Annotated in this window: 20 protein-coding genes; 14 read left to right on the forward strand and 6 right to left on the reverse strand. The window is 75.4% G+C overall.

Features of this window, described 5'->3' with window-relative positions:
• Positions 1 to 179: 179 nt before the first annotated feature.
• A complete protein-coding gene (locus KSE_RS08830) occupies positions 180 to 995 on the reverse strand; it encodes a UbiA family prenyltransferase (RefSeq protein WP_033258006.1) in 816 nt (271 codons plus the stop codon).
• Between the two features lie 202 nt (positions 996 to 1,197).
• On the opposite strand from KSE_RS08830, the gene KSE_RS38250 reads away from it, so the two are divergent.
• From KSE_RS38250 to KSE_RS08855, 5 genes are all read left to right on the forward strand, one after another.
• On the forward strand, positions 1,198 to 2,928 hold the full coding sequence (locus KSE_RS38250) for a serine/threonine-protein kinase (protein ID WP_051055144.1): 1,731 nt from the start codon (positions 1,198 to 1,200) through the stop codon (positions 2,926 to 2,928).
• A gap of 51 nt (positions 2,929 to 2,979) precedes the next feature.
• Positions 2,980 to 3,540: a hypothetical protein gene (locus KSE_RS08840; protein ID WP_148283076.1), complete on the forward strand. Its 561-nt coding sequence runs from the start codon at positions 2,980 to 2,982 to the stop codon at positions 3,538 to 3,540.
• A gap of 134 nt (positions 3,541 to 3,674) precedes the next feature.
• Positions 3,675 to 4,730 carry a type III polyketide synthase gene (locus KSE_RS08845; RefSeq protein WP_014134943.1) on the forward strand — a complete coding sequence of 352 codons (1,056 nt, stop codon included), beginning with the start codon at positions 3,675 to 3,677 and terminating at the stop codon, positions 4,728 to 4,730.
• 8 nt (positions 4,731 to 4,738) lie between these two features.
• Positions 4,739 to 5,260, forward strand: a complete 522-nt coding sequence (locus KSE_RS08850) for an isoprenylcysteine carboxyl methyltransferase family protein (RefSeq protein ID WP_014134944.1) — start codon at positions 4,739 to 4,741, stop codon at positions 5,258 to 5,260.
• A complete protein-coding gene (locus KSE_RS08855; protein ID WP_014134945.1) occupies positions 5,257 to 6,288 on the forward strand; it encodes an NAD(P)/FAD-dependent oxidoreductase in 1,032 nt (343 codons plus the stop codon). Before KSE_RS08850 ends, KSE_RS08855 begins: the two co-directional genes overlap by 4 nt.
• 18 nt (positions 6,289 to 6,306) lie before the next feature.
• On the opposite strand, the gene KSE_RS08860 is transcribed toward KSE_RS08855, so the two are convergent.
• The gene (locus tag KSE_RS08860) at positions 6,307 to 7,629 is read right to left on the reverse strand and encodes a cytochrome P450 (RefSeq protein WP_014134946.1); all 1,323 of its coding nucleotides are present in this window, start codon (positions 7,627 to 7,629) and stop codon (positions 6,307 to 6,309) included.
• Positions 7,630 to 7,711: 82 nt separating this feature from the next.
• On the opposite strand from KSE_RS08860, the gene KSE_RS08865 reads away from it, so the two are divergent.
• A complete protein-coding gene (locus KSE_RS08865; protein WP_014134947.1) occupies positions 7,712 to 7,957 on the forward strand; it encodes a hypothetical protein in 246 nt (81 codons plus the stop codon).
• A gap of 136 nt (positions 7,958 to 8,093) precedes the next feature.
• Here KSE_RS08865 and KSE_RS08870 read toward each other — a convergent pair whose 3' ends face one another.
• From KSE_RS08870 to rfbB, 4 genes are all read right to left on the reverse strand, one after another.
• Positions 8,094 to 9,716 carry a 3-deoxy-7-phosphoheptulonate synthase gene (locus KSE_RS08870; RefSeq protein WP_014134948.1) on the reverse strand — a complete coding sequence of 541 codons (1,623 nt, stop codon included), beginning with the start codon at positions 9,714 to 9,716 and terminating at the stop codon, positions 8,094 to 8,096.
• Positions 9,717 to 9,889: 173 nt separating this feature from the next.
• Positions 9,890 to 11,155: a glycosyltransferase family 28 protein gene (locus tag KSE_RS08875; RefSeq protein ID WP_014134949.1), complete on the reverse strand. Its 1,266-nt coding sequence runs from the start codon at positions 11,153 to 11,155 to the stop codon at positions 9,890 to 9,892.
• Between the two features lie 68 nt (positions 11,156 to 11,223).
• Positions 11,224 to 12,093, reverse strand: coding sequence for a glucose-1-phosphate thymidylyltransferase RfbA (rfbA, locus tag KSE_RS08880; RefSeq protein ID WP_014134950.1), 870 nt, complete (start codon positions 12,091 to 12,093; stop codon positions 11,224 to 11,226).
• Positions 12,094 to 12,191: 98 nt separating this feature from the next.
• Positions 12,192 to 13,184 carry a dTDP-glucose 4,6-dehydratase gene (gene rfbB, locus KSE_RS08885; RefSeq protein ID WP_014134951.1) on the reverse strand — a complete coding sequence of 331 codons (993 nt, stop codon included), beginning with the start codon at positions 13,182 to 13,184 and terminating at the stop codon, positions 12,192 to 12,194.
• Between the two features lie 411 nt (positions 13,185 to 13,595).
• On the opposite strand from rfbB, the gene KSE_RS43595 reads away from it, so the two are divergent.
• The 8 genes from KSE_RS43595 (at position 13,596) to KSE_RS08930 (ending at position 23,072) form a co-directional block, all read left to right on the forward strand.
• Positions 13,596 to 14,507 (forward strand): DapH/DapD/GlmU-related protein, encoded by a 912-nt coding sequence (locus KSE_RS43595; protein ID WP_014134952.1) that lies wholly within the window; start codon positions 13,596 to 13,598, stop codon positions 14,505 to 14,507.
• Positions 14,508 to 14,667: 160 nt separating this feature from the next.
• Positions 14,668 to 16,872, forward strand: coding sequence for a prenyltransferase/squalene oxidase repeat-containing protein (locus KSE_RS08900; protein ID WP_014134953.1), 2,205 nt, complete (start codon positions 14,668 to 14,670; stop codon positions 16,870 to 16,872).
• Complete coding sequence (locus KSE_RS08905) at positions 16,869 to 18,107, forward strand: MFS transporter (RefSeq protein ID WP_014134954.1); 1,239 nt, start codon at positions 16,869 to 16,871, stop codon at positions 18,105 to 18,107. Before KSE_RS08900 ends, KSE_RS08905 begins: the two co-directional genes overlap by 4 nt.
• Positions 18,104 to 19,030: an alcohol dehydrogenase catalytic domain-containing protein gene (locus tag KSE_RS42040; protein ID WP_014134955.1), complete on the forward strand. Its 927-nt coding sequence runs from the start codon at positions 18,104 to 18,106 to the stop codon at positions 19,028 to 19,030. The genes KSE_RS08905 and KSE_RS42040 overlap by 4 nt, the downstream gene beginning before the upstream one ends.
• Before the next feature lie 120 nt (positions 19,031 to 19,150).
• On the forward strand, positions 19,151 to 19,498 hold the full coding sequence (locus KSE_RS08915; protein WP_014134956.1) for an ArsR/SmtB family transcription factor: 348 nt from the start codon (positions 19,151 to 19,153) through the stop codon (positions 19,496 to 19,498).
• Positions 19,499 to 19,558: 60 nt separating this feature from the next.
• Positions 19,559 to 20,404, forward strand: coding sequence for an aldo/keto reductase (locus KSE_RS08920; RefSeq protein WP_014134957.1), 846 nt, complete (start codon positions 19,559 to 19,561; stop codon positions 20,402 to 20,404).
• 173 nt (positions 20,405 to 20,577) lie between these two features.
• Complete coding sequence (locus KSE_RS45725) at positions 20,578 to 21,432, forward strand: COG4315 family predicted lipoprotein (protein WP_014134958.1); 855 nt, start codon at positions 20,578 to 20,580, stop codon at positions 21,430 to 21,432.
• A gap of 188 nt (positions 21,433 to 21,620) precedes the next feature.
• The gene (locus KSE_RS08930; protein ID WP_014134959.1) at positions 21,621 to 23,072 is read left to right on the forward strand and encodes a catalase; all 1,452 of its coding nucleotides are present in this window, start codon (positions 21,621 to 21,623) and stop codon (positions 23,070 to 23,072) included.
• Positions 23,073 to 23,101 lie beyond the last annotated feature (29 nt).

A 23,101-nucleotide genomic window follows, 5' to 3' on the forward strand; every position in this document is an offset into this window, starting at 1 on the left:
AGGGGCGTTCGGGCGGACGACGGCCGGATGGTCGCGGCTCCCCCGCGTCCCCCCGCCCGGCCGCGGACACCGGCGCTGTGCGCCGATGCTCTCTGACCGAACGGTGATCCTAGCGACCCTCCGCCCCGGTGGGGCCCGAACCCTCACCCCCACCCCCACAGCCCGCCGCAGGCGAACCCTCACCCCCGCAATCCGCCCCCCACCAACAGCACGGTCAGCGCGGTCGCCGCGGCCAGGATGACCGCGAGGAAGGGCAGGCGGCTGCGCGGCGGGGCGAGCAGGGTGGCGAGGGCGGGCGGGGCGGTGACGGCGAGGACGGGCCAGCCGGGGGCGAGCAGCAGGGCGGCGGTCGCGGCGGCGAGGACGGCGGTGGCGGCCGAGGCGCGGCGGCCGAGGCGCTGGGGCAGGCCGCGGATGCCGGCGGCGCGGTCCGCGGCCAGGTCGGGCAGGACGTTCGCGAAGTGCGCGGAGACGCCGAGCAGCGCGCCCGCGGCGAGGACGTCCGGGGCGGGCCAGGGCCGGCCGGGCAGGGCCAGCGTCACGAACGCGGGGAGCAGCGCGAACGCCACCGCGTACGGCAGCCAGGACCACGCGGTGGCCTTCAGCCGCAGGTTGTACGCCCAGCCCGCGCCGACCGCCGCCAGGTGCGCGGTCGCCGCCGCGACCCCGCAGGCCGCCGACAGCAGGACGCAGCAGGCCACCGCCCAGCGGGTCGCGTCGGCGACCTGACGCGTCGTCAATTCGCTTTCGGTCAGCGGCTTGTCGGCCCGCCCGGCGGCCGCGTCCCGCCGCCGGTCGAGCAGGTCGTTGCTCCAGCCGATCGAGAGCTGTCCGGCGGCGACCGCCCCGGTGCCGAGCAGGGTGCCGAGCGGGCCCCGGCCGGCGGTGGCGGCCATCGCGGCGGTCAGCGCGGTGACGGCGGCGGCGGGCGCGGGGTGGCAGGCCCGCAGCAGGACGCCGATCCGGGCCCGGGGCACCACCGTTGCGCTGCTCATGCCGGTCAGGGTAGGCGGACGGGCGGCGGATCGCCGCCGGGCACGTGGACGAATAGTCAAGATCCTTAGCCGGAACGGGAATTCACCCGTCCGGCGTGCCCCGGCCGACCGTATACTCCCCCGGCCCGGCCACACCGCCCACCGGCCGCGCATGACCGTCCGCCGGCCGTCCACCGGCCGCCCACGCAAGGAGGAGCCGACGGTGCCGCACCTCGGTCTCAGCGCTGTCCAGCCGCTCGCGGCGGAGGCTTCGAGCTGGTCGGCGGACTACGGCGAACTCGCCGTGGACCTGTCGCTGATCGTGCTGCTCGCGCTGGTGGCCCGGCTGTTGGCGCTGCCGGTGCTGCGCCACTGCCAACAGGCGGTCCGGGAGCGGGCGGTGGGCGGCGCCCCCGCCGGTCTCCCGGTGGTGACGGAGGTGGTGCTGTGCGCGGTGTTCGCGGTGGCGCTGGAAGCGGTGATGCTCGCCGTCCCCAACGACGGCTTCGAACTCCTGCGCTATCCGGTCGCGTTCGCGGACGAGTGGACCGTCGCGCTGGCCTTCCGGGTCCGGCACTCCAATCCGCTGCTGTGGCAGTGGGGCGCGGGCGCGGTGCTGCTGGCCGCCTGGCTGCTGCTCGCCCACCTGGCGCGGCGCGCGCTGCTCTCCGCCGGGATGCCCGCGTCGGCGGCCGCCGACGCGGGGGTGCGCGGGCGGGGCCTGGCCCGGATCTGGCTGTTCGCCGTCCTCGGGGTGGCCGTGCTGCCGATGGGCGTGCTGGTGGCGGGCCTGGTGTTCCAGGCGGTCGCGCGGCTGTCCGTCCGCCGGCTGCCCGCGCCGTCCGGCCCGGCGGCGACCGCCACCGGGCCGCAGCACGCCGCGGGGGACGGGTCCGCCCGGGCCAACCCGTACGCCGTCGCGCCGGACGCCGTCCGCTCCCCCTTCCTCGGCGGCCCCGCGCCCGCCGCCGCGCCGCCCACCGCACCCGCCACCGCGTACGCCCCCGACCCGGCTCCCGCGCCCGCCCCGGCGCCCGCTCCGGCGCCCGAGCCCGCTGCCGCCCGGCCGCCGCAGCAGCCGCTGCACCCGCACGAGCCGCGCCGGATCGGCGGCTACCTGCTGCTGGGCCGGATCGGCGCGGGCGGGATGGGCACGGTGTACCTGGCGCGCCGGGAGGGGGCGGCGACCGAGGTGGCGCTGAAGACGATCAATCCGGAGCTGCTGGACGACCCGGAGCTGCTGCGCCGCTTCCGCCGGGAGGCGGAGGTGCTGGCGATGGTGCCGGGCGCCTACACCGCCCGGGTGCTGGACACCGGCGTGGACGCGGACCGGCCGTTCCTGGTGATGGAGCTGCTCGACGGGCGTCCGCTCCACGCGCACCTGCGCGAACTCGGGCCGCTGCGCTCGCCGGAGGCGCTGCGGGCGCTCGCGCTGGCACTGGCCGTCGCGCTGGCGGGGGTGCACCGGATCGGGCTGGTGCACCGCGACCTCAAGCCGGCCAACATCATGCTGACCTCGGCCGGGCCCCGGCTGCTGGACTTCGGCATCGCCGCGCTGGTCGACGGCACCCGGATGACCCGGACCGGCACCGGCCCGGGCACGCTCACCTACATGGCGCCCGAGCAGTTCGACGGCGAGCGGGTCGGCACGGCGGCGGACGTCTGGGCCTGGGCGTGCTGCGTGGTGTGCGCGGCGCACGGCGACAGCCCGTTCGCCGCGACCAGCACCGCCGGGGTGATCCGCCGGATCCTCGACACCGGCCCGGAGCCGTCCGCGCTGGCCGCCGTGCGGGCCCTCGACCCGGCGCTGGCCGCCGTCGTCACCCGCGCGCTCACCCCCGAGCCGGCGGACCGGCCCGCCGACGGCGCGGCGCTGCTGGCGCTGCTGACCGACGCGCCGCAGGAGGAGCTGCGGGCGGAGATCACCCGGGGCTGGAACACCCTGCGGCTCTGACCCCCGCCCCCTCGCACCCCCTACCCCCTCTCCTTTGATACGACTGGTCACATGAGCGCTCCGCCGTTGACCGCCGCCGCGTACTTCGCCCTCCGGCTCGAACCCGTCTCCGGCTACGGCCTGCCGACCACCGAGGGGCTGCTGACCGCCTCCGACTGCCTGACCGACCGGCTGCCCTCCGACGACGACGAGCACTGCTGGTTCGGCTCCCCCGCCGAGGTGCTCGCCGCCTGCGGGGGCGCGCTGCCGCCGGAGGGCCGGCTCTGCTCGCTGTGCCTGCCCGCCGACTCGGCGGCCGTGCTGGCCGAGGAGATCCGCGCCGCCCACCCGCACGCCCACGAGCCCGTCCTGCTCCCGGACCACCCGCACCCGCCCGCCCCGGCCGGCCGGGTGCTCGGCTGGGAGGTGCTCGGCTACGACGTCGGCCTGCTGCACACCTGGCTCTGCAACGACCTGTACCGCGACGCCGTGCGCGACCTCGCCGTCACCACCACCCCGTACGGCCTGCTCCCCGACCACCCGACCGCCGCCCGGCTCGCCGCCTGGGCGAACGCCCGCACCGACACCAAACCGGTCACCTGGTTCGCGGCGGCCCTCGCGGTGCACGACTGACGGGCCGGGAGCGGCGGTCGATCCGTTCCGGCGCGCCCTCCTGACCATCCGTCACCTCTACGGGGCACGCCCGATGACGCGCCCGGGTCGGGCGAATTGCCCGGTTCGGGCGGGGTGTTCCCTATCCTGGGCCGGTGACGCGGATCGCGGCTGTGCACGGGGTGCTCCCGGCCCACCGCTACGGGCAGCGGGAGTTGACCGGAGCGGTGGCGGCGCTGCGCCCGGACGGCGACGGGCCGGGGCGGGCGCTCGCGGAGCGGTTCGCGGCGGGCGCGGGCGTCGAGTTCCGGCACCTGGCCTTCCCGTTGGAGCGCTACCCGGAGCTGGACGGCTTCGGCCGGGCCAACGACGCCTGGCTGGCGGCCGCGGCCGAACTCGCCGAGCGGGCCGCCACCGGCGCCCTGCGCGCGGCGGAACTGCCGCCCGAGCGGATCGACTTCGTGGTCTCCACCACCGTCACCGGGATCGCCGCGCCCTCGCTGGAGGCCCGACTCGCCCCCCGGCTGGGCCTGCGCGGGGACGTCCGGCGGCTGCCGCTGTTCGGGCTGGGCTGCGCGGGCGGTGCGGCGGGCCTCGCGGCGCTGGACGGGCTGCTGGCGGGCCGGCCGGACGGGGCGGCGCTGCTGATGGCCACCGAGCTGTGCTCGCTGACCCTGCAACGGGCCGACGGCTCGGCGGCGAACCTGCTGGCCACCGCGCTGTTCGGGGACGGCGCGGGCGCGCTGGTCGCGGTCGGCGCGGACGTCGAGTGCGCCGGGCCCGAGGTGGTGGCGACCCGCAGCCGGCTCTACCCGGGCACCGATCGGCTGCTCGGCTGGGAGGTCGGCGACTCCGGCTTCCGGATCCTGCTGGGCGCCGAACTCCCGGAGCTGGTGCGGCTGTTCGTCGGCGAGGAGGTGTCGTCCTTCCTGGCCGGGCACGACCTCAAGCCGGGCGACGTGACGGCCTGGGTCTGCCACCCGGGCGGGCCCCGGGTACTGGACGTGCTGGAGGACGAACTCGGCCTGCCCGCCACCGCGTTGGCCCCGAGCCGGGCCTCGCTGGCGCGCTGCGGCAACCTCTCCTCGGCGTCCGTGCTGCACATCCTGCGGGACGTGCTCGCGGCCGGCCCGCCGCCGCCCGGCTCGTACGGCCTGGTGCTGGCCCTCGGGCCCGGCTTCAGCTCCGAACTCGTCCTCCTGCGCTGGTAGATCGGCTGATGATCGCGTACACCGTCCTGATCGCGCTGGTCGCCGCGGAGCGGCTGGCGGAACTGCTGGTGGCCCGCCGCAACGCCGCCTGGAGCCTGGCCCGGGGCGGCGTCGAGCACGGGCGCGGGCACTACCCGGCGATGGTGCTGCTGCACACCGCGCTGCTGGCCGGCTGCCTGCTCGAAGTCCACTACGCGCAGCGGCCGTTCGTGCCCCGGCTGGGGTGGCCGATGCTGGCGCTGGCGCTGGGCGCGCAGGGGCTGCGCTGGTGGTGCATCCGGACGCTGGGGCCGCGCTGGAACACCCGGGTGATCGTCGTCCCGGGCCTGCCGCTGGTCTCCGGCGGGCCGTACCGGTGGCTGCGGCACCCCAACTACCTGGCGGTGGTGGTGGAGGGCTTCGCACTGCCGCTGGTGCACACCGCGTGGGCCACCGCGCTCTGCTTCACCCTGCTGGACGGCTGGCTGCTGGCCACCCGGCTGCGCTGCGAGGACGCCGCGCTGGCCCGCTGCCGGACGGCGGCGGCGTGATCGACCTGCTGGTGGTCGGCGGCGGCCCGGCCGGGCTGGCCACCGCGATCCACGCCGCCCGCGCGGGCCTGTCCGCGACCGTGCTGGAGCCGCGCGCGACCCCGATCGACAAGGCCTGCGGCGAGGGCCTGATGCCGGGCGCGGTACGGGCGTTGGAGCGGCTCGGCGTCGAGGTCGAGGGCCGGCCGTTCGCGGGCATCCGCTACCTGTCCGCCGACGGCACCCGCCGCGCCGAGGCCCGGTTCCGGGCCGGCCACGGCCTGGGGGTGCGCCGCACCGCCCTGCACGCCGCGCTCGCCGCCCGCGCCGACCGGCTCGGCGTCCCGCGCCTGGCGACCCGTTCCGCAGGGCTGGTCCTCACCGAACACGCGGTCACCGTGGGCGACTTGACCGGCCGCCACCTGGTCGCGGCGGACGGCCTGCACTCCCCCGTCCGGCGCGCCCTGGGCCTGCACCGGCCCGCCCCCGCCGGGCGGCCGGCCCGGTACGGGCAGCGGCGGCACTTCGCGCTGGAGCCGTGGAGCGACCTGGTCGAGGTGTACTGGTCGCGGCACGCGGAGGCGTACGTCACGCCGGTCGGGGACGGCACGGTCGGGGTCGCCGTGCTGAGCGGCGAGCGGCTCCCGTTCGACCGCCAACTCTCGGCGTTCCCGGCCCTGTTGGCGCGACTCGGCGACGCGCCCCCGGTCGGCCCGGTGCGCGGCGCGGGGCCGCTGCGCCAGCGGGCCGGCGCCCGGGTGCACGGCCGGGTGCTGCTGGTCGGCGACGCGGCCGGCTACCTGGACGCCCTCACCGGCGAGGGCGTCGCACTCGCCCTGGCCTCCGCCGAGGCCGCCGTCCGCTGCCTGGCCGCCGGCCGCCCCGCCGCCTACGAACGGGCCTGGCGGCGCACCACCCGCCCCTACCGCCTGCTCACCGCCGCCCTGCTCACCGCCCGCCACCAGCCCTGGCTGGGCCCGCGGATCGTCCCGCTCGCCGCCGCCCTGCCCCCCGCCTTCCGCACCGCCGTCGACCTGCTGGCCCGCTGACGCCCCCGACGCGTCGGCTCAGCGCCGCGCCCGCGGCAGCATCGGCTGCGGCCCGGGCGACAGCACCAGCCGGGGCACCGGGCGCACCGGCCCGGGGGCGGCCGGGCGCAGCCGCCAGCGGGCGGCGACGGTGGCCAGGGCGAGGACGGCCTCGGCGAGGCCGAAGCGGTCGCCGAGGCACTTGGTCGCGCCGAAGCCGAACGGCAGGTAGCCGCCCCGGGGCATGCCGCCGTCCGCGAACCGGTCCGGGTCGAACTCCTGTGGCCGGGGGAAGAGTTCGGGGCGGCGCTGGAGCAGGTAGAGGCAGCAGACCACCAGGGCCCCGGCGGGCAGCTCGGCGCCGTCCAGTTCGACGGGGCGGGTGGTGGTGCGGCTGATCGCCCAGGCGGGCGGGTAGAGCCGCAGCGCCTCGTCGATCACCCGTGCCGCGTACGGCAGTCGGGGCAGGTCCGACCACTCGGCGGGCCGGCCGTCCGGCAGGACGGCGTCCACCTCGGCGTGCAACTTCCGTTCCACCTCGGGGTGTTCGGCGACCAGTCGGAGCGACCAGGCCAGCGCGGAGGAGGTGGTCTCGGCTCCGGCGAGCACCAGGGTGGCTACCTGGTCGGCGAGTTCGTCCTCGGCCAGCGGCCGCCCGTGCTCGTCGCGGGCCGCCAGCAGCAGGGCCAGCACGTCGCCCCGGTCGATGCCGCGGGCCCGGTGGTCGGCGATGATCGCGGCCACGCCGGAGCGCCACGTAGCCAGCGCCCGGCGGTAGTTCCGCCGGGCGGGGGTGGGCAGCAGGTCGGCGGCGGGCAGCACCACCCGCAGGTAGATCCCGCGCAGCAGGACGTCCAGCGCCGCCCGCAGGGCCTCGGCGGCGGGCGGTTCCAGCCCGGCGGAGAACAGCGTCCGGACGGCGACGGCGGTGGTGAGCCGGAACGCCTCGCGGGTGACGTCGACGGCCCGCCCGGGCCGCCAGCCGGCCAGCAGCGCGGCGGTCTCGGCCGTCATCGCCCCGGCGTAGTGCGGCAGCAGCCCGGGCCGGAAGGCCGGCTGCACGATCCGGCGCAGCCGCGGGTGGTCGGCGTGCGGGCAGGACGCCAGCCCGTTGCCGAGGAACGCCCGGATCTTCCCGTACAGCGGCCCGGTCCGGTCGTAGCCCGTCCGGTCGGTGAGCACCCGCCGCACCGCCTCCGGCCCGCTGGCCACGTACATCTCGCGCGGCCCGACCCGGATCCGCACCAGGTCGCCGTGCGCGGGCAGGGTGTCGAGGAAGGCGAGCGGCCGCGAGAGCAGCGCCGGCAGGTGGCCGAGCAGCGGCAGGCCGCCGGGGGCGAGGGCGGGGCGGTTGGCGTGCACGGGCGACCACGATACGTGTCCGTCCGGGCGCGTGCGGTGACGCCGCCGGGACGTTGCCCGCCGGACGCGGGACACTGGAGGCATGAGCGAGTCCGGAGACATATTCCGCCCGCCGGTCGTGGTCCGCCCGCCGACCCGCGGGGAACGGCCGTACCGGCGGGTGGAGATCTACGGACGGACGGTCGGCCGGGCGCACGGCCCCGCCGACGTGGTCGAGCTGATCCGGCACGCGGGCGTCGCCGAACCGGACCTGGACGATCCGGACCTGGTGGCGTGGCGCGGCGGCGACCGCACGGTCTGGACGCACCCGCCGGACGGGGACGGCTGACCGGCGCCGCAGTGGGGGTGGCCACCGGGCAGCGGGCAGCGGAGGGCGCCCCCGGCTGGCCCGCCCCTGTCGGGGACGGGCGGCCGAGACCGGCACGCACCGCGGGAAGGGCTCAGGCGGTCAGGCGGTCAGGCGGTCAGGCGGTCAGGCTGAGGACGGGGGCCGCGGGGACGAGGAGGGAGGCGATCAGGTCGGCCAGTCGGAGGGACTGGGAGGGGTTGAGGCGGGGGTCGCACGAGCTGCGATAGCGGCGTCCGAGCCAGTCGTCGTCGAGGTCCGCGTCCACGCACTCGGTGACGTCGTCCCCGGAGAGTTCCAGGTGGACACCGCCGGGAGGGGTGCCGGTCTCCCGGCAGGCCGCGAAGAACCCGGTCAGTTCCTCCTGGATCGCGCGCATGCTGCGGGTCTTCACCCCGCCCGGGCTGGTGACCCCGTTGCCGTGCATGGGGTCGCTGACGAAGCGGTCGGCCAGGCCCTCGGCGGAGGCCGCCGCGAGCAGTTCCCGGGTGCGTTCGTAGGCCAGGGCCCGGCCCATCCGGAGGACGAAGGTGAGTCGGCCGGAGACGTTGGCCGGGTTGAGGACCGTGTGCAGGGCGAGGAGTTCGTCCGGGGTGCAGCCGGGGCCGATCTTGACGCCGATCGGATTCGCGATGCCGGCGGCGAATCCGATGTGCGGGCCGGTGAGGGACCGGGTGCGCTCACCGATCCACAGCAGGTGGCCGGAGTGGGACCAGCGGGCACCGTCGACCGGCGAGGTGCGGACCTGCGGGAGTTCGTAGTCGAGGAGCAGGGCCTCGTGGGAGGTGTAGACCCCCGAACCGGCCAGGAAGGACAGGGTCTTGGCCGACTCGCGGTAGGCGCGCAGCAGGTTCTTCGGGTCGGGGGTGCGGCCGTCCCTGGTGAAAGCGGTGGCGTTGACGGCGTCGCCCAGGTAGGAGGGCAGGGAGGTGGTGCCGCGCCGTTCGACGGATGACGAGCGCGGCTTGGCGTACTGGCCGGCGATCCGCCCGACGGTGACGACCCGCGCCCTGGCGCCCTGGGCGATCCGCTCGGACATGGCGCGCAGCAGGTCGACGCGGTTGCGGACGGAGCGGGGGGTGTTGTCGGCGAAGGTCTCGGCGCAGTCACCGCCCTGGAGCAGGAACGACGGGCCGGCGAGTTCGGTGCGCAGCGCGCGGGCTTCCGCCATCGGGACGAGCGGGTCAGCGTGGGCGAGGACCCGCCGGACCCGAACCGTCTCCCGGGGGTCGGGCCAGCGGGGTTGGTGGTCGGCGGGTGCGGTGACCGGTGGCGCCCCGGCCCCGGCGGCGGTGCTCACCAGGCGCGGGTTGAACACCTCGTGCACGAGGACCGTGGTGCGGTCCGAGAAGGCGATCTCGTAGACGCGGCCGGGAGCGCCGGCGGGGAACAGGCCGAAGCGTTCGACGGTGAGGCCGGCCGCGAAGATGCGGCGGCGTTCGTACAGCCCCAGGCCGTGCGTGTGCAGGCCGAAGGGGGTGTCGTCCCGGGGGATGACGTGGGCGGCGTCGGTCTCGCGGAAGGTGATCAGGTTCTCGCTGACCACGGTGCCCGCGCGGTCCCGCAGGCGGGAGCGGCGGATCCGCAGGTCCGGGTGCGGGCCGGGGCCGAAGACCTCGGCGAGGTGGCCGGAGGCCCGTACGGCGGCCGGGTCGAGGTCGGGCAGCACCTCGGCGGAGAGCGGGGAGTCCATGAGTGACTGCAGCAGCACGGTCGTGGAGCCTTCGTTGCGCAGCATCATGCGGGTCGCCGACGGCAGCGCGAGGGCCTCGGCAAATTCGGGATACGCGGACAATCGAAACACCCTTGGGTCGTGGCGGTCTCGTGGCGTGGACGGTGAGTGGGCCGGTGCGGGCGCGGCGGCGCGTACGGCCGGTGCGGGCAGCGGGCCGGTGCGGGCAGCGGCGGGCCGGGTCAGTGCGCTTCGGCGGGTTCGCGGTTGGCGGCGGCCTCGGCGACCACCTGGCCGATCAGCTTCGCGGCCGCCTCGGCCCCGTTGCCCGTCGGTGCGATGGCCCGGGACGCCTCCGCCGCCCGGCCGCGGAAGGTCTCCGGCTCGTCGAAGGCCGTGCGCAGGATGGCGAACAGGGTGTCGGCGTCGGGCTCGGTGGCCGTGGTGTACCCGAGGTGGTCGAGCCGGGTCATGGCCTCCCGCTCGTGGTACTCGTCCCGGCCGCTCAGCACGTAGGCGACCGGGGCGTCCATCACGGCGAGTTCGGTGACCGAGAGCCAGCCGGGGGGCGAGAGGACGGCCTTGGCGTGCTTGACCAGGGAGTGCCAGTCGGAGACGTAGTCGAGGAAGACCACTCCGTCGACCTCTTCGGTGAACGTCTGGCGGCCGATCACGACGAGTCGGGCGCTCGGGTGGTCGGTGCGCAGCTTCTCGAAGGCGGTGAGGTACTCCCGGAGCAGCCGTTCCTTGTTCTCGGTGAACATGGTGGTGCCACCGAAGCCGACGACGGCGTACTCGGCGCCGTGCAGACCGAAGCGGGCGTCGATCTCCGCGCGCGGCGCCGGGTCGGCGGCGCATTCGTCGCGGACGATCGGGCCGACGACGTGGCCGTTGCCGGCCGCGATGGCCTCCAGCACCGGGGTGCCCCGGTCGAGTTCGGGGACGCTGGGCTTGTCGGTGAGGACGGCGCGGGCCCGGCGGGTCACCCAGGTGAAGAGCGTGGTGAGGGAGGTCCGGATGGCGTCGATCTCCTCGGGGTCGTCGAGGACGAAGCCGGCCTCCAGCAGGGTGGCGTTGCTGATCTGGCCGAGGGTGAAGTCGTAGCGCTCGGTGACCAGGACGTAGGGGACGCCGGAGACCTCGGCGGCCAGGCACGCGGCGACGTTGAAGTCGCTGACCACGACGTCGGGCCGGATCGAGCCGATCAGCGCGACCGCGGCGAGCATCCGGTCGCCGCTGATGAACGTGCGGTCGAGGTAGCCCGTGACGTAGGAGCTCCAGTCGAAACTTCTGGTGAGCTGCGAGGTGTTGGCGTGGTCCCGCTGCTCGGAGGCGGTGTGCACGTGCACGCCGAGTTCCTCGAACATCGGGGTGAACAGCGGGCCCTTGGAGCCGAGGTGCACGTGCTGCTCCGACCCGGGGAACAGGGTCCGCAGCTTCGCGGCCACGGCGAGGGCCCGCATGTTGTGACCCGTGCCGGTCTCGGCCGGCAGGTGGAGGACCTTCATCTTGACGCCTTTCGAGGAGTGTGGGGACGTACGGGGTACGGGCGGGTGGGGGTGCGGGGGCGGGCGGTTCAGGCGCCCGCCAGCTCCATCACGTACCGTCCGTAGCCGGACGAGGGGGAGAGTTCCTTGCCGAGCAGGGCCAGTCGCTCGCGGTCGATGTAGCCCATCCGGTAGGCGACTTCCTCCAGGCAGGAGATCCGGATGCCCTGGCGCTTCTCCAGCGCCTGCACGAACACCGCGGCCTCCAGCAGGCTGTCGTGGGTGCCGGTGTCGAACCAGGCCGAGCCGCGCTCCAGAGTGACCAGGCGGGCCCGGTGCTCGCGGACGTAGGTGAGGTTGAGGTCGGTGATCTCCAGCTCGCCGCGGTCGGAGGGGGCGAGTTCGGCGGCCCGGCGGCTCGCGTCCGCGTCGTACATGTACAGGCCGGTGACGGCGAGGTCGGAGTCGGGGGCGGTGGGTTTCTCCACCAGGGTGAGGATCCGGCCCGACCCGTCGACGGTGGCCACTCCGTACCGCTCCGGGTCGCCGACCCGATGGCCGAAGAGGGTGCAGCCGTCGAGGCGGGCGGCCTCGGCGCGGAGCAGGTCGGGCAGCCGGTGCCCGTGGAAGATGTTGTCGCCGAGGATGAGGCAGACGTCCCGGCCGTCGGTGAACGGGGCGCCGATGACGAGGGCTTCGGCGATGCCGCCCGGTCTCCGCTGGACGGCGTAGGCGATCGAGATGCCGAGGCGTTCGCCGTCGCCGAGCAGCGCCCGGTAGCTGCCGAGGTGCTCGGGGCTCGAGATGACGAGGACCTCGGTGATGCCGGCCTGCATGAGCACGGAGAGCGGGTAGTAGATCATCGGCTTGTCGTAGACCGGGAGCAACTGCTTGGAGTGCACGTCGGTGAGTGGGCGCAGGCGGGTGCCGGAGCCGCCCGCGAGGATGATGCCTCGCAATGGTCTCCCCTTCGGGGTTCTTGGTGCGGGTCACCGGCTCCGTCGGACGCCGGGCCCCGGGCGGGTGCGGTGGGGCGGTCGGCCGGCGGCGCTCGGGCTCAGGCCGACGGCGCGGACGCCGCGGTGACGGGCAGCAGCGGCCGCCACCAGTCGGGGTGCTCCCGGTACCAGGCGATGGTTTGGGCGAGGCCGTCCTCGAAGGCGACTTCGGGGCGGTAGCCGAGGGCGCGCAGCTTGGAGTCGTCCAGCGCGTAGCGGCGGTCGTGGCCCTTGCGGTCGGCGACCTGGCGGACGGCGGACCAGTCGGCGCCGCAGGCGTCGAGGATCAGCCCGGTGAGGCTGCGGTTGTCCAGTTCCCGGCCGCCGCCGATGTTGTAGACCTCTCCGGGCCCGCCCTCGGCGAGGACGAGGTCGATGCCCCGGCAGTGGTCGTCGACGTGGAGCCAGTCCCGGACGTTGAGGCCGTCGCCGTACAGCGGCACCGTCCCGCCCCGCAGGAGGGTGGTGACGAAGAGCGGGACGAGTTTCTCGGGGAACTGGTACGGGCCGTAGTTGTTGCTGCAGCGCGTGACGGAGAGGTCGAGCCCGTGGGTCCGCGCGCAGGCCAGGGCGAGCAGGTCGGCCCCCGCCTTGGCAGCCGCGTAGGGCGAGTTGGGGGCCAGCGGCCACTCCTCGGTCCAGGCGCCCTCGTCGATGGAACCGTAGACCTCGTCCGTGGAGACCTGGACGAACCTCGGCAGCCGGGCGGCCCGTGCGGCGTCCAGCAGGTTCTGGGTGCCGAGGACGTTGGTCCGGACGAACTCCGCCGGGTCCCGGATGGAGCGGTCGACGTGGGTCTCGGCCGCGAAGTTGACGACCGCGTCGACGCCGCCGAGCAGCTTCGGGACGAGGTCCGGGTCGGCGATGTCGCCCTCGACGACCCGCAGTCCGGGATGGTCCGCCACCGGGGCGAGGTTGGCGAGGTTGCCCGCGTACGTCAGCTTGTCGAGCACGGTCACCCGGTCCACCGGGAGGGCCGACCGGCCGTCGAGAAGTCTTCTCACATAATTTCCACCGATGAAACCGGCGCCACCGGTCACCAGTATGTGCATGAAACATTCGCCCTTCGACGATGCCACTGGATATGTACTGCGGTACATCGCGCAGTCCAGGGAAATAAGGAAGGGAGAACGAAAAGGCATCGCCTGTCAGGCTATCCCCCGCGCCCCCCGCGCACGCCGAGCCTGCATGTGATTGCGGCTCAAGGCCATGCTCAAAGATCGTAGAACCTCGAACATGCCAGCGAGCCCATACTAGCCATACTCAAGCTCGATGGATTGTGACGCTGGTCACACTTCGGGCGCGGGCCTTCCCCTCCCCCCGACGGACCCGAATATGAGTGGCTCCGATTCCGGATGGGTCGCACGGAGAACAATGGTCGGGGAACTCCGAATAGGGGTTGCGGACCCGACTCGGCGACACTATTTTCGGGCCGCATGCAACGGTATTCGAATTCGGCTCTCATGGAGGACGGCACCGTGCTGGGGCCCGGCACGACCGTCGGACCCGGCAGCTGGATACGGTTCGGCACGGCACTCGGCGGCTCCACCCTCGCGGGCGGGGTGTTCGTCGGCTTCCGCTGCCGGCTGGACGGGGTCCGGGTGGCGGGCGGCTCGCAGATCGCCTCGCTGGCCCGGGTCGGGCGGGCGGGGGCCGCCCCCGTCACGATCGGGGCCGGGGCCTGGATCGGCGCGCGGGCCGTGGTGGAGCCCGGGGTCCGAATCGGCGCCGGGGCGGTGGTCGCCGCGGGGGCGCACGTCGTCGCGGACGTCCCGTCCGACGTGATCGTGGTGGGGCGCCCGGCCCGCCGGCTCCGCGACCGGGAGGCGCGGGAGGACGAGGCCCCGGACTTCACCGCCATCGTCGAGCGGGTCCGGTCCCGGGCCGACGCGGGCCGGGTGCCGCTGCCCGCCGGCTGGACCTCGGACGGGGGCGGCTTCCTCGACGCGGCCGTCTCGGGCGGCCCCGGCGTCCGGCTGGGCGCGGGGGTGATCACCATGGGCCGCCCGGACGGACCGTCACCGCGCGGGGGCATACGCGTCGGCGGGCAGGTGGGGATCGGCGCGGGGGCGATCCTCGAAGGATCCGGCGGCATCGACATCGGGCCGGGGGTGGAGCTCGGCGACGGCGTCCTGGTCGTCTCCAGCGGCCACGACCCGAGCCGCCGCTCCCTGCCCTGGCAGGAGGGCCCGGTCCGGATCGGCTCCGGGGTGGTGATCGGCGCGGGGGCGACGATCGTCGGCCCCTGCGCGCTCGGCGACGGGGCGGTCGTCGCCCCCGGCGCCGTCGTCGTCGGCGACGTGCCCGCCGGCGGCTTCAGCGCCGGAGTGGTCTCCACCGCGGAGGACCCCCACCAGCCGCCACCGGCCCACTGACCCCGCCTCCCGCCTCCCGCCCGCTGCCCCCAACTCCCTTTGCTGCCAGTGCCATCCCGTCGCGACATCTGCTACGCTCCCCATGTTTCGAAGTTCTTCGAATAACGAAATTTCGGGAGCGGGCGCCCGACTCGGGCGCCCCGGATCCAAAAGGAACCCGATGACCAGTCCTCCTTCCCTCCGCTCCTTCGTCCGGCAGCACGTCCTGGACGAGGTGGCCCGCGTCCCGGCCGTGCTCGGCCGGGACTCCGCCGATGTGATCACCCCCGACCGCACCCTCCGGGACGCCGCGCTGGCGCTCCTGACCCTCCCGGGCCCCGACGACGCCGCCCTGGCGGGCCGACTCCTCGACTCCCTCAGGGAGTTCGCGGACCCGGAGCTGCCGGGCTTCCGCGAGCTGATCGACGTCACCGGCGCGCCCCACCCGATCGGCGACGTCCGCACCCCCTCCGCGCAGGCGCTCGCCGCCTGGGCCCTGCACCGGGCCGGGACGCTGACCGGGGACGACGCGCTGCGCGCCGAGGCCGGCGGCCACTGGGAGCGCGTGGCGGAAGCGGTCCTCCGCCACGACTGGCCGGCCCGGCTCGACCGCTCTGCGGACGCGGTCCTGGACGAGTCCGGCCCGCTGGAGGAGACCGCCGTCCTGGTGCTGGCCGCCGACGCGCTGACCCCGGCCACCGGTTCGGCCTTCCTCGACGCGGCGGCCGACCGGCTGGAGCGCTACGTCCACGGCGACGCGGCCTGGGACCGGCTGACGCCGCGCGGGGCGCCCGACACGCTCCGCGGCCACCGGACGGGCTCGTCCGCGCTGGCGGCCCTGGCCTGGGCGGCGCTCCACCGGCGCGGCCGCGCCGGCGCCGCGGACCTGGCCCGGCGGGTCCTGGCCCACGTCCACGAGCACCACCGGCACGTCGGCACCGGCGGCTACTGGGACCGCAGTTCCGCCGACTCCGCGGTGCGGGTCGACGCGGTCGCCGCCCTGCACGGCCACCCCGACTCGCCGTTCCCCGCGAAGTTCGTCGCCGACCACGCGCTCCTCGCCCTGGCGGCCCGGGCCGTCGCCGCGCTCGACGACCCGGGCGAGGCGGACGGGGCGGTCCTCAAGGCCCTCGCCCAGGAGGCGGAAGCCGAGCTGGAGCGGTACTCCGACCCGGTGGCCGGCGGCGTGTTCCACGGCCAGGGCAGCTGGTTCTCCACCCCGACCGACCCGACCGTCCCGCTGGCCCGGCACGTCATGGTGCCCGCCCGCACCGCCGGTTCCTTCGCCGTCGGCAACACCACGTACGTCCCGTTCCACGCCAAGCACGCCCGCACCCAGCTGCTGGCCCTGGCCGCCCTGGGCGACCGGACCGTGGCCTTCCCCGCCGCGCCGGAGCTGGTCGAGCGCCCGGAGCCGGATCCGTTCGACAACGACCTGGGGCACGTCACCACCGGGCGGCTGTCCGAGGGGCTCGTCGACCTCGACCACTACCTCCGCTGGCTGCGTTCGACCGCCTCCGGCCTGGGGTACGGCCTCACCCCCTACCGGTCCCCGCTCGGCCTGCGCTCCGACCGCACCGCGCAGACCTTCTCGGTGCTGCACGTGGTCTCCGACCTGCTGGCCCTGGACGAGCCGGTGCCGAACACGCCCGGCGTGCTCACCGGCGTCTTCGCCACGCAGAACCCGGACGGCGGCTTCGGCGAGCAACCCGGCCTGCCCTCCGAGACGTTCACCACCTACTGCGCGGTGCTGACCGCCGTCGTGCTGGGCGGCGCGGACCACCCCGGGTTCGACCGGGACGCCTGCGTGGCCTTCCTGCGGTCATGCCAGCGCCCGGAGGGCGGGTTCGGCAACGCGCCCGGCTTCCCCGGCGACGCCTGGCACTCCCACCTCGCCACCCTGACCCTCGTCGCCCTGGACGCCCGCCCCGAGCGGGAGGACGACCTGGTGGCCTACCTGCTCTCCTGCCGCAACCAGGACGGCGGCTACGGGAACCGGCCCGGCTCCCCGTCCGACACCTTCGCCACCTTCCGCGCGATCGGAGCCCTGATCGCGCTCGGCCTCCGCCCGCCGCACTCCGAGCGGAGCGTGCGGTGGCTGCGCGGGCTGCAGACCGCGGCCGGCGGCTTCCGCTACCGGACGGACGGCGCGGAGAGCTTCGTCGGCTCGTACCACGCCATCGGCGGGCTCTACATGCTGGGCGCGCGGCCGGCCGACACCGGGGCCTGCGTCCGCTGGATCACCGCCCGCCAGAGCGCCGACGGAGGCTTCTCCCGCGCGCCCGGCGCCCCCTCGGAGACCACCGACGAGGGGTTCATCGCAGTGCAGGCACTGCACATGCTCGAAGGGAAGTTGAACCGCTCCTGGGCGGTGATGATGACATGACCACTACCCCACCCGTCTCCTCCCCCGTCGGCCCGGCGCCGACCCCGCCGCCGGCCGCCCGCTCCTCGCGGTCCGTCTCCCTCCTGGCGTTCGCCACGATGTTCGTCATCGGGACGGACACCTTCCTCGTCGCGCCGCTGCTGCCGACGCTGACCCGGGCGTTCGACGTCAGCTCCGACGCCTCCGGCTGGATGGTCAGCGCCTACGCCCTGGGCTACGCCCTCTTCGCGCTGATCGCGGGGCCGATCTCGGACCGGCGGGACCGGCGCCAGGTGCTGCTGGCCGGGTTGACCGGGTTCGTCGTCATGACCGCGCTGTGCGGGTTCGCGCAGGGGTTCTGGATGATGATCGCCTTCCGGTTCCTCGCCGGCGTGAGCGCGGCGTTCGTCTCCCCGCAGATCTGGGCGTCCATCCCGGTGCTGGTGAAGCCCCAGGAGATCGTCCGGACCATGGGCTTCGCCACCGCGGGGCTGTCCATCGCCCAGTTCGCGGGCATCCCCCTCGGCAGCTGGCTCGCCGCGGGCTCCTGGCACGTCCCGTTCTGGGCCATCGGCGGCCTCTCGGCGGCCCTGTGGCTGCTGCTCGCCCGGCTGTTCCCCTCGGTGCCCGGCCGGCCCGGCGCGACCGGCGGGGCGAAGGCCGTCCTCGGCACCTACCGGACGGTGCTGGGCGCCGGACGGCTGCGCTGGTACCTGCTGGCCTACCTGGTCTTCCAGACCGGCAACTTCGAGGCGATCTCCTTCTACGGGTCCTGGTTCACCGAGGACTTCGGGCTGAGCGTCGCCTCCGTCGGCACCGCGATGATGGCGGTGGGCGCGGGCAACGTGATCGGCTCCCTGACCGGCAGCCGCCTGGTAGCGCGCCTGGGCCTGCACCGGTCCCTGCTGGTCGGGGTGCTGAGCATGGCCGCCCTGTACTGCCTGGTCCCGCTCGCCCCGAACCTGGCGGTCGCGCTGGTCCTGCTGGCCCTGGTGATGATGGTCGGCGGCGCTCTCTTCCCGGTCTTCATGAGCGTCCTGCAGTCGCAGACCGAGACCGCCCGGGGCACCGTCTCCTCGCTCTCCAACTCGGCTATGTACGTGGGCACCACCGTCGGCGGCGCCGTCGGCGGGGTGCTCCTCGCCGACGCCCCGGGGTTCTGGGGCGTGGCCGGGTTCACCGTCGCCGCCTACCTGGTCTCACTCGGCGTGTACGCGGCGGTCGGCACCTTCCGGAAGCGGGAGGCGGGCGCGTGAGCACCGCCGTCCTCTTCGACGGGTACGGGGACCCCGGGGAGCTGTACCCGGCCGAGGTGCCCGACCCCGTCGCCGGGCCCGGCCAGGTGGTCGTCTGGTACACCGCGATCGGCGTCAACCCGATCGACTGGAAGATCCTCTCCGGCGAGGTCCGCGAGCACGTCCCGGTGCGCCTGCCCGGCGGCTGCCTCGGGGTCGAGGCGGCGGGCGTGGTCGTGGAGGTCGGCGCCGGAGTGCGCCGGTTCCGGGCCGGCGACCGTGTCATCCGGCACGGCCGGCCCGGCGCGTTCCGGGAGTACGAGGCCGTGGCGGCCTCGCAGGCGGCCGACGAACTCACCCTCTGCCCCGACCGCTTCCCCGACGAACAGGCCGCCGTCCTGCCGGTGGCCGCCGGCACCGCGTACTCGGCCCTGCGCCGGGTGGGGCTGCGGCCCGGGGAGCGGCTGCTGGTGCACGGCGCCTCCGGCGGCGTGGGCCTGGCCGTGGTGCGGCTCGCCCTGCTGCTGGGCGCGGGCGAGGTGGTCGGTACCGCCTCGCCCGCCCGCCACGGCCTGGTGCGCGCCGCGGGGGCGACCCCGGTCGCGTACGGGGAGGGGCTGCCGCGACGCCTCGTGGAGCACGCGCCGTTCCACGCCTCGGTCGACTGCGCGGGCGGCCCGGAGTCCACCGGGGCGGCGGCCCGGTTCGTCACCGGCGCCGGCCGCCGGGTCACGATCGTCCCGGACCCCTCGGCCCGTGCCCTCGGGATCCCGCTGCTGGAGCACCTCCCGCTGGAGCTGGCGAGCACCCTCGACCTGATCGGCACGGCCCCGTTCGAGCTGCCGGTGGCCGCCCGCTACCCGCTGGAGCGGGCCGGCGAGGCGCTCGCGCACTCCCGCCGGGGCGGCGTCGGCGGGAAGCTCGTGCTGCTGCCCGGCGGGTGACCGGACGCCCGAACCGCCCGGTCCTTCTATAATCGTAGAACGTTGAACCAGGCTGTCGGGTCCGGCGGCACTCGCCGGCAGGGCGCGGCCCTGGCGGCGACCGCCCGAAGGAGGCCACCCGTGCGCAGTCCGCTCCACCACCCCGACCGGTCCGATCTCTCCCTGGACCGGGTGCTGCACGCGCTCAGCGACCCCATCCGCCGGGACATCGCGCACGTGATGTTCCTGGAGGGCTCCCGCTCCTGCGGCCAGTTGGTCTACCCGATCGCCAAGTCGACGCTCTCGCACCACCTGAAGGTGCTGCGCGAATCCGGTGTGATGCACACCGAGGTCCGGGGCACGACCCGCATCATCACCCTGCGCCGCGACGACCTGGAGGCCCGGTTCCCCGGACTCCTCGACGCCGCGCAGGTCACCAGCCCCGCGCCGGCGGCGGAGCGGATCGGCGAGGGCGCGGCCTCCGGCTGAGAGGCCCCGCCCGGCCGCGAGGACCCGCCCGGCCGTCGGCCCCAGTGAAAGGGACCACCGATGACCTCCACCGTGCCCACGCGCCCGGCCCGCAAGGCCGGTGTCGACCTACCGGTCCTCGGACTGGGCACCTGGCGAACGATCGACGGGATCGGCCCGGACCGGCTCGCGGACCTGCTGGAAACCGCCCGCACGGTCGGCGCCCCGCTGGTGGACACCGCCCCCGTCTACTCCGACGCCGAGGCCCGGCTCGCGCGACAACTCCGCGCGGACCCGTCGTTCTTCGTCGCCACCAAGATCTGGGACACCGATCCCGCGGCGGTCGAAGCGGTCTTCGCCCGCCAGCTCGCGGGCTACGCGCGCTCCGGCATCGACCTCCTCCAGGTGCACAACCTCAACGGGTGGCGGGCCAACCTGGACTGGCTGGACCGGCAGAAGGCAGCCGGCCGGGTCCGCTTCAGCGGCGTCACCTACCAGTTCGACCACGCCTTCGGCCTGGGTGGTAGCCGGGCCGACCTCGCCCACGTCCTCGCCGCCGACCTGGTGGACTTCGTCCAGGTCAACATGAACGCGGCGGAGCCCGACCTCGCCGAGGACGTCCTCCCGGCCGCCGCCGCGGCCGGGATCGGCGTGATCGTGATGCGGCCGTTCGGCGAGGGCGCGCTGCTGGCGTCGCCCCCGCCGGACGGCTTCCTGCGCGAACTGGGCTGTGCGAGCTGGCCCGAGGCACTGCTGCGCTGGGTGCTCGCCCACCCCCAGGTCACCACCGTCCTGACGGCGACCTCCCGGCCCGAGCACTTCCTCGCCAACGCGGCGGCCGTCCGGGGCGGGCCGCTGGGCCCGGCGGAGGCGGCGGCCGTGGCCGCCCACGCCCGGTCGGCCCCGGGCGCGCGGCCCGGGCGGTGAGGCCCGGGCGCGGTGCGGGGCCCGCCCGGCGGCGGTGAGGGCCCCGCCGCCGGGTGGGCCTTCCGGGGCAACGGCGTCCCCCCTGGTGCGGAGCGGCCCGGCTCTGGAGTGGCCGGGCGGCGGGCGGCGGGAGTGGATGGTGTTCCAGTGCCGCGCCGACCCCTGGAGCCCCGATGCCCCGTACCCGCCGTGCCGCCGCCGTCGCCGCCCTGTCGCTGTCCGCCCTCTCCGCCCTCTCCGCCGCGGGCTGCGCGGCCCCCGCCGACCTGAACGCCCCGCCGGCCGCCGACTCCCCGTCCGCGACGGCGCCGTCGGCGGGGTCGCAGCCCTCGGTGTCGGCGTTCGCGTCCTCGGTGGGCACCCGGGTGGCGCTGGCCGGTGTGGGCAGCCTGGGCCCGATCCTGGTCGACGACCAGGGCCGCACCCTGTACCTGTACGGCGCGGACGACTCGGTGCACGCGAGCTGCCTCGCCGAGTGCGCGAAGTCCTGGCCGCCGGTGACCACCCCGGGCTTCCCGCTGGCCGGCCCGGGCGTGGACGACGGGCTGCTGGGCGCGGCGGCCCTGCCGGACGGGAGCGCGCAGGTGCTCTACAAGGGCCACCCGCTGTACCGCTACACCGGCGACCGCGGCCCGGGCGAGACCGCCGGCCACACGGTGGCGGACCCGCGCGGCACGTTCTACGCGGTGACCTCGCTGGGCGACCCGGTCGGCGTCGACATCGCGACGCTGCGCGGGCGGGGCGGCACGGTGCCGGGCGCCGGGGCGTCGGCGGGGGCGGCCGCGTCGGCGGGGGCGAGCACCCCGGCCGACCCGAACGCCCAGCCCGACCCGCAGGCCACCGTCCAGGCCCCGGCCCAGACGCCCGCCCAGACGCCCGCGCAGACCCCCGTCCAGCCACCCGTGCAGGTGCCGGTCGAGGTACCCCCGGCCCAAGCCCCGGCCGACCCGCCCGCCGACAGCTCCGGGGCCGGCTCCGGGGCCGACAGCGGCTCCGGCTGGGGCGGCGACGGTTCGCAGGAGGGCTGAGCCGACGGCCCCTCGCCCGGCCCCTCGGCCGACCTCTCGGCCGGTCTCGGGACCGCCCCGGCGGACGGCGGAGCTGCGGTTGTGGGCGGGCCGGGGCGGTGTTCGAGTGGGGGAAGTCGCGGTGGCCGACCCTCGCCGCCGCGCGGCTACGGCGCCCCCGGGCGGGGTGCCCGAGGAGGATTCCCCCGATGTCCCAGCACGTCCCCTTCACCACGAACAACGCGGGCGTCCCGGTCGAGAGCGACGCCGACTCGCTGACCGCGGGCGCGGCGGGTCCGATCCTGCTGCACGACCACTACCTGATCGAGAAGATGGCCCAGTTCAACCGGGAGCGGGTGCCGGAGCGGGTGGTGCACGCGAAGGGCAGCGGCGCGTACGGCTCCTTCGAAGTGACGCAGGACGTCAGCCGGTTCACCCGCGCGGACCTGTTCCAGCCGGGCAAGCGGTGCGACCTGCTGGCCCGGTTCTCGACCGTGGCGGGCGAGCTGGGTTCGCCGGACACCTGGCGGGACCCGCGCGGCTTCGCGCTGAAGTTCTACACCGAGCAGGGCAACTACGACGTGGTCGGCAACAACACGCCGGTGTTCTTCGTCCGCGACCCGATCAAGTTCCAGGACTTCATCCGCTCGCAGAAGCGCCGCCCGGACAACGGGCTGCGCGACCACGACATGCAGTGGGACTTCTGGACGCTCTCCCCGGAGTCGGCGCACCAGGTGACCTGGCTGATGGGCGACCGGGGCATCCCGAGGAGCTGGCGGCACATGGACGGCTTCTCCTCGCACACCTACAGCTGGGTGAACGCGGACGGGGCCAGATTCTGGGTGAAGTACCACTTCAAGACCGACCAGGGGAACGCGTTCCTCCCGCAGGCGGAGGCCGACCGGCTGGCCGGCACGGACGGCGACTACCACCGGCGCGACCTGTTCGAGGCGATCGAGGGCGGCGAGCACCCGTCCTGGACGCTGCACGTGCAGGTGATGCCGTTCGACGAGGCGTGGGACTACCGGTTCAACCCGTTCGACCTGACGAAGGTGTGGCCGCACGGCGACTACCCGCTGATCGAGGTCGGCCGGTTCACCCTGAACCGCAACCCGGAGGACCACTTCGTCCACATCGAGCAGGCCGCGTTCGAGCCGTCCAACCTGGTGCCGGGCATCGGCGTCTCGCCGGACAAGATGCTGCTCGGCCGGATCTTCTCCTACCCGGACACCCACCGGTACCGGATCGGCCCGAACTACGCGCAGCTGCCGCCGAACCGGGCGCACGTGCCGGTGCACTCGTACGCCAAGGACGGGCCGATGCGCTTCGACGCGGCCCGCACCGCCCGGCCGTACGCGCCGAACTCGTACGGCGGGCCGGCCGCCGACCCGTCGCTGTGGGGCGCGCCGCTGGGGTGGGACGTGGCGGGGGCGATGGTCCGCGAGGCGTCGCCGCTGCACCGCGAGGACGACGACTGGGGCCAGGCCGGGACGCTGGTGCGGGACGTGCTGGACGACGCGGCGCGCGACCGGCTGGTCGCCAACATCGCCGGGCACCTGGCGGACGGGGTCTCCGCGCCGGTGCTGGAGCGCGCGCTGGAGTACTGGCGCAACGTCGACCGGACGCTCGGCGACCGGGTCGCCGCCGCGCTGGCCGGCTGAGCGGCCCGCCCCGGAAAAGGAACCGAGGA

Origin of the sequence: Kitasatospora setae KM-6054, from assembly GCF_000269985.1 — a bacterium.
Taxonomy (GTDB): Bacteria; Actinomycetota; Actinomycetes; order Streptomycetales; family Streptomycetaceae; genus Kitasatospora; species Kitasatospora setae.

What these genes read in the sequence shown, in the direction of transcription:
- KSE_RS08920 (WP_014134957.1), top strand. Translation starts at nt 19,559, where the DNA reads ATGACCTCCACCGTGCCCACGCGCCCGGCCCGCAAGGCCGGTGTCGAC.
- KSE_RS08870 (WP_014134948.1), bottom strand. Translation starts at nt 9,716, where the DNA reads ATGATGCTGCGCAACGAAGGCTCCACGACCGTGCTGCTGCAGTCACTC.
- KSE_RS08900 (WP_014134953.1), top strand. Translation starts at nt 14,668, where the DNA reads ATGACCAGTCCTCCTTCCCTCCGCTCCTTCGTCCGGCAGCACGTCCTG.
- KSE_RS08865 (WP_014134947.1), top strand. Translation starts at nt 7,712, where the DNA reads ATGAGCGAGTCCGGAGACATATTCCGCCCGCCGGTCGTGGTCCGCCCG.
- KSE_RS08875 (WP_014134949.1), bottom strand. Translation starts at nt 11,155, where the DNA reads ATGAAGGTCCTCCACCTGCCGGCCGAGACCGGCACGGGTCACAACATG.
- KSE_RS45725 (WP_014134958.1), top strand. Translation starts at nt 20,578, where the DNA reads ATGCCCCGTACCCGCCGTGCCGCCGCCGTCGCCGCCCTGTCGCTGTCC.
- rfbB (WP_014134951.1), bottom strand. Translation starts at nt 13,184, where the DNA reads ATGCACATACTGGTGACCGGTGGCGCCGGTTTCATCGGTGGAAATTAT.
- KSE_RS08905 (WP_014134954.1), top strand. Translation starts at nt 16,869, where the DNA reads ATGACCACTACCCCACCCGTCTCCTCCCCCGTCGGCCCGGCGCCGACC.
- KSE_RS08840 (WP_148283076.1), top strand. Translation starts at nt 2,980, where the DNA reads ATGAGCGCTCCGCCGTTGACCGCCGCCGCGTACTTCGCCCTCCGGCTC.
- KSE_RS08850 (WP_014134944.1), top strand. Translation starts at nt 4,739, where the DNA reads ATGATCGCGTACACCGTCCTGATCGCGCTGGTCGCCGCGGAGCGGCTG.
- KSE_RS08930 (WP_014134959.1), top strand. Translation starts at nt 21,621, where the DNA reads ATGTCCCAGCACGTCCCCTTCACCACGAACAACGCGGGCGTCCCGGTC.
- KSE_RS08830 (WP_033258006.1), bottom strand. Translation starts at nt 995, where the DNA reads ATGAGCAGCGCAACGGTGGTGCCCCGGGCCCGGATCGGCGTCCTGCTG.
- KSE_RS43595 (WP_014134952.1), top strand. Translation starts at nt 13,596, where the DNA reads ATGGAGGACGGCACCGTGCTGGGGCCCGGCACGACCGTCGGACCCGGC.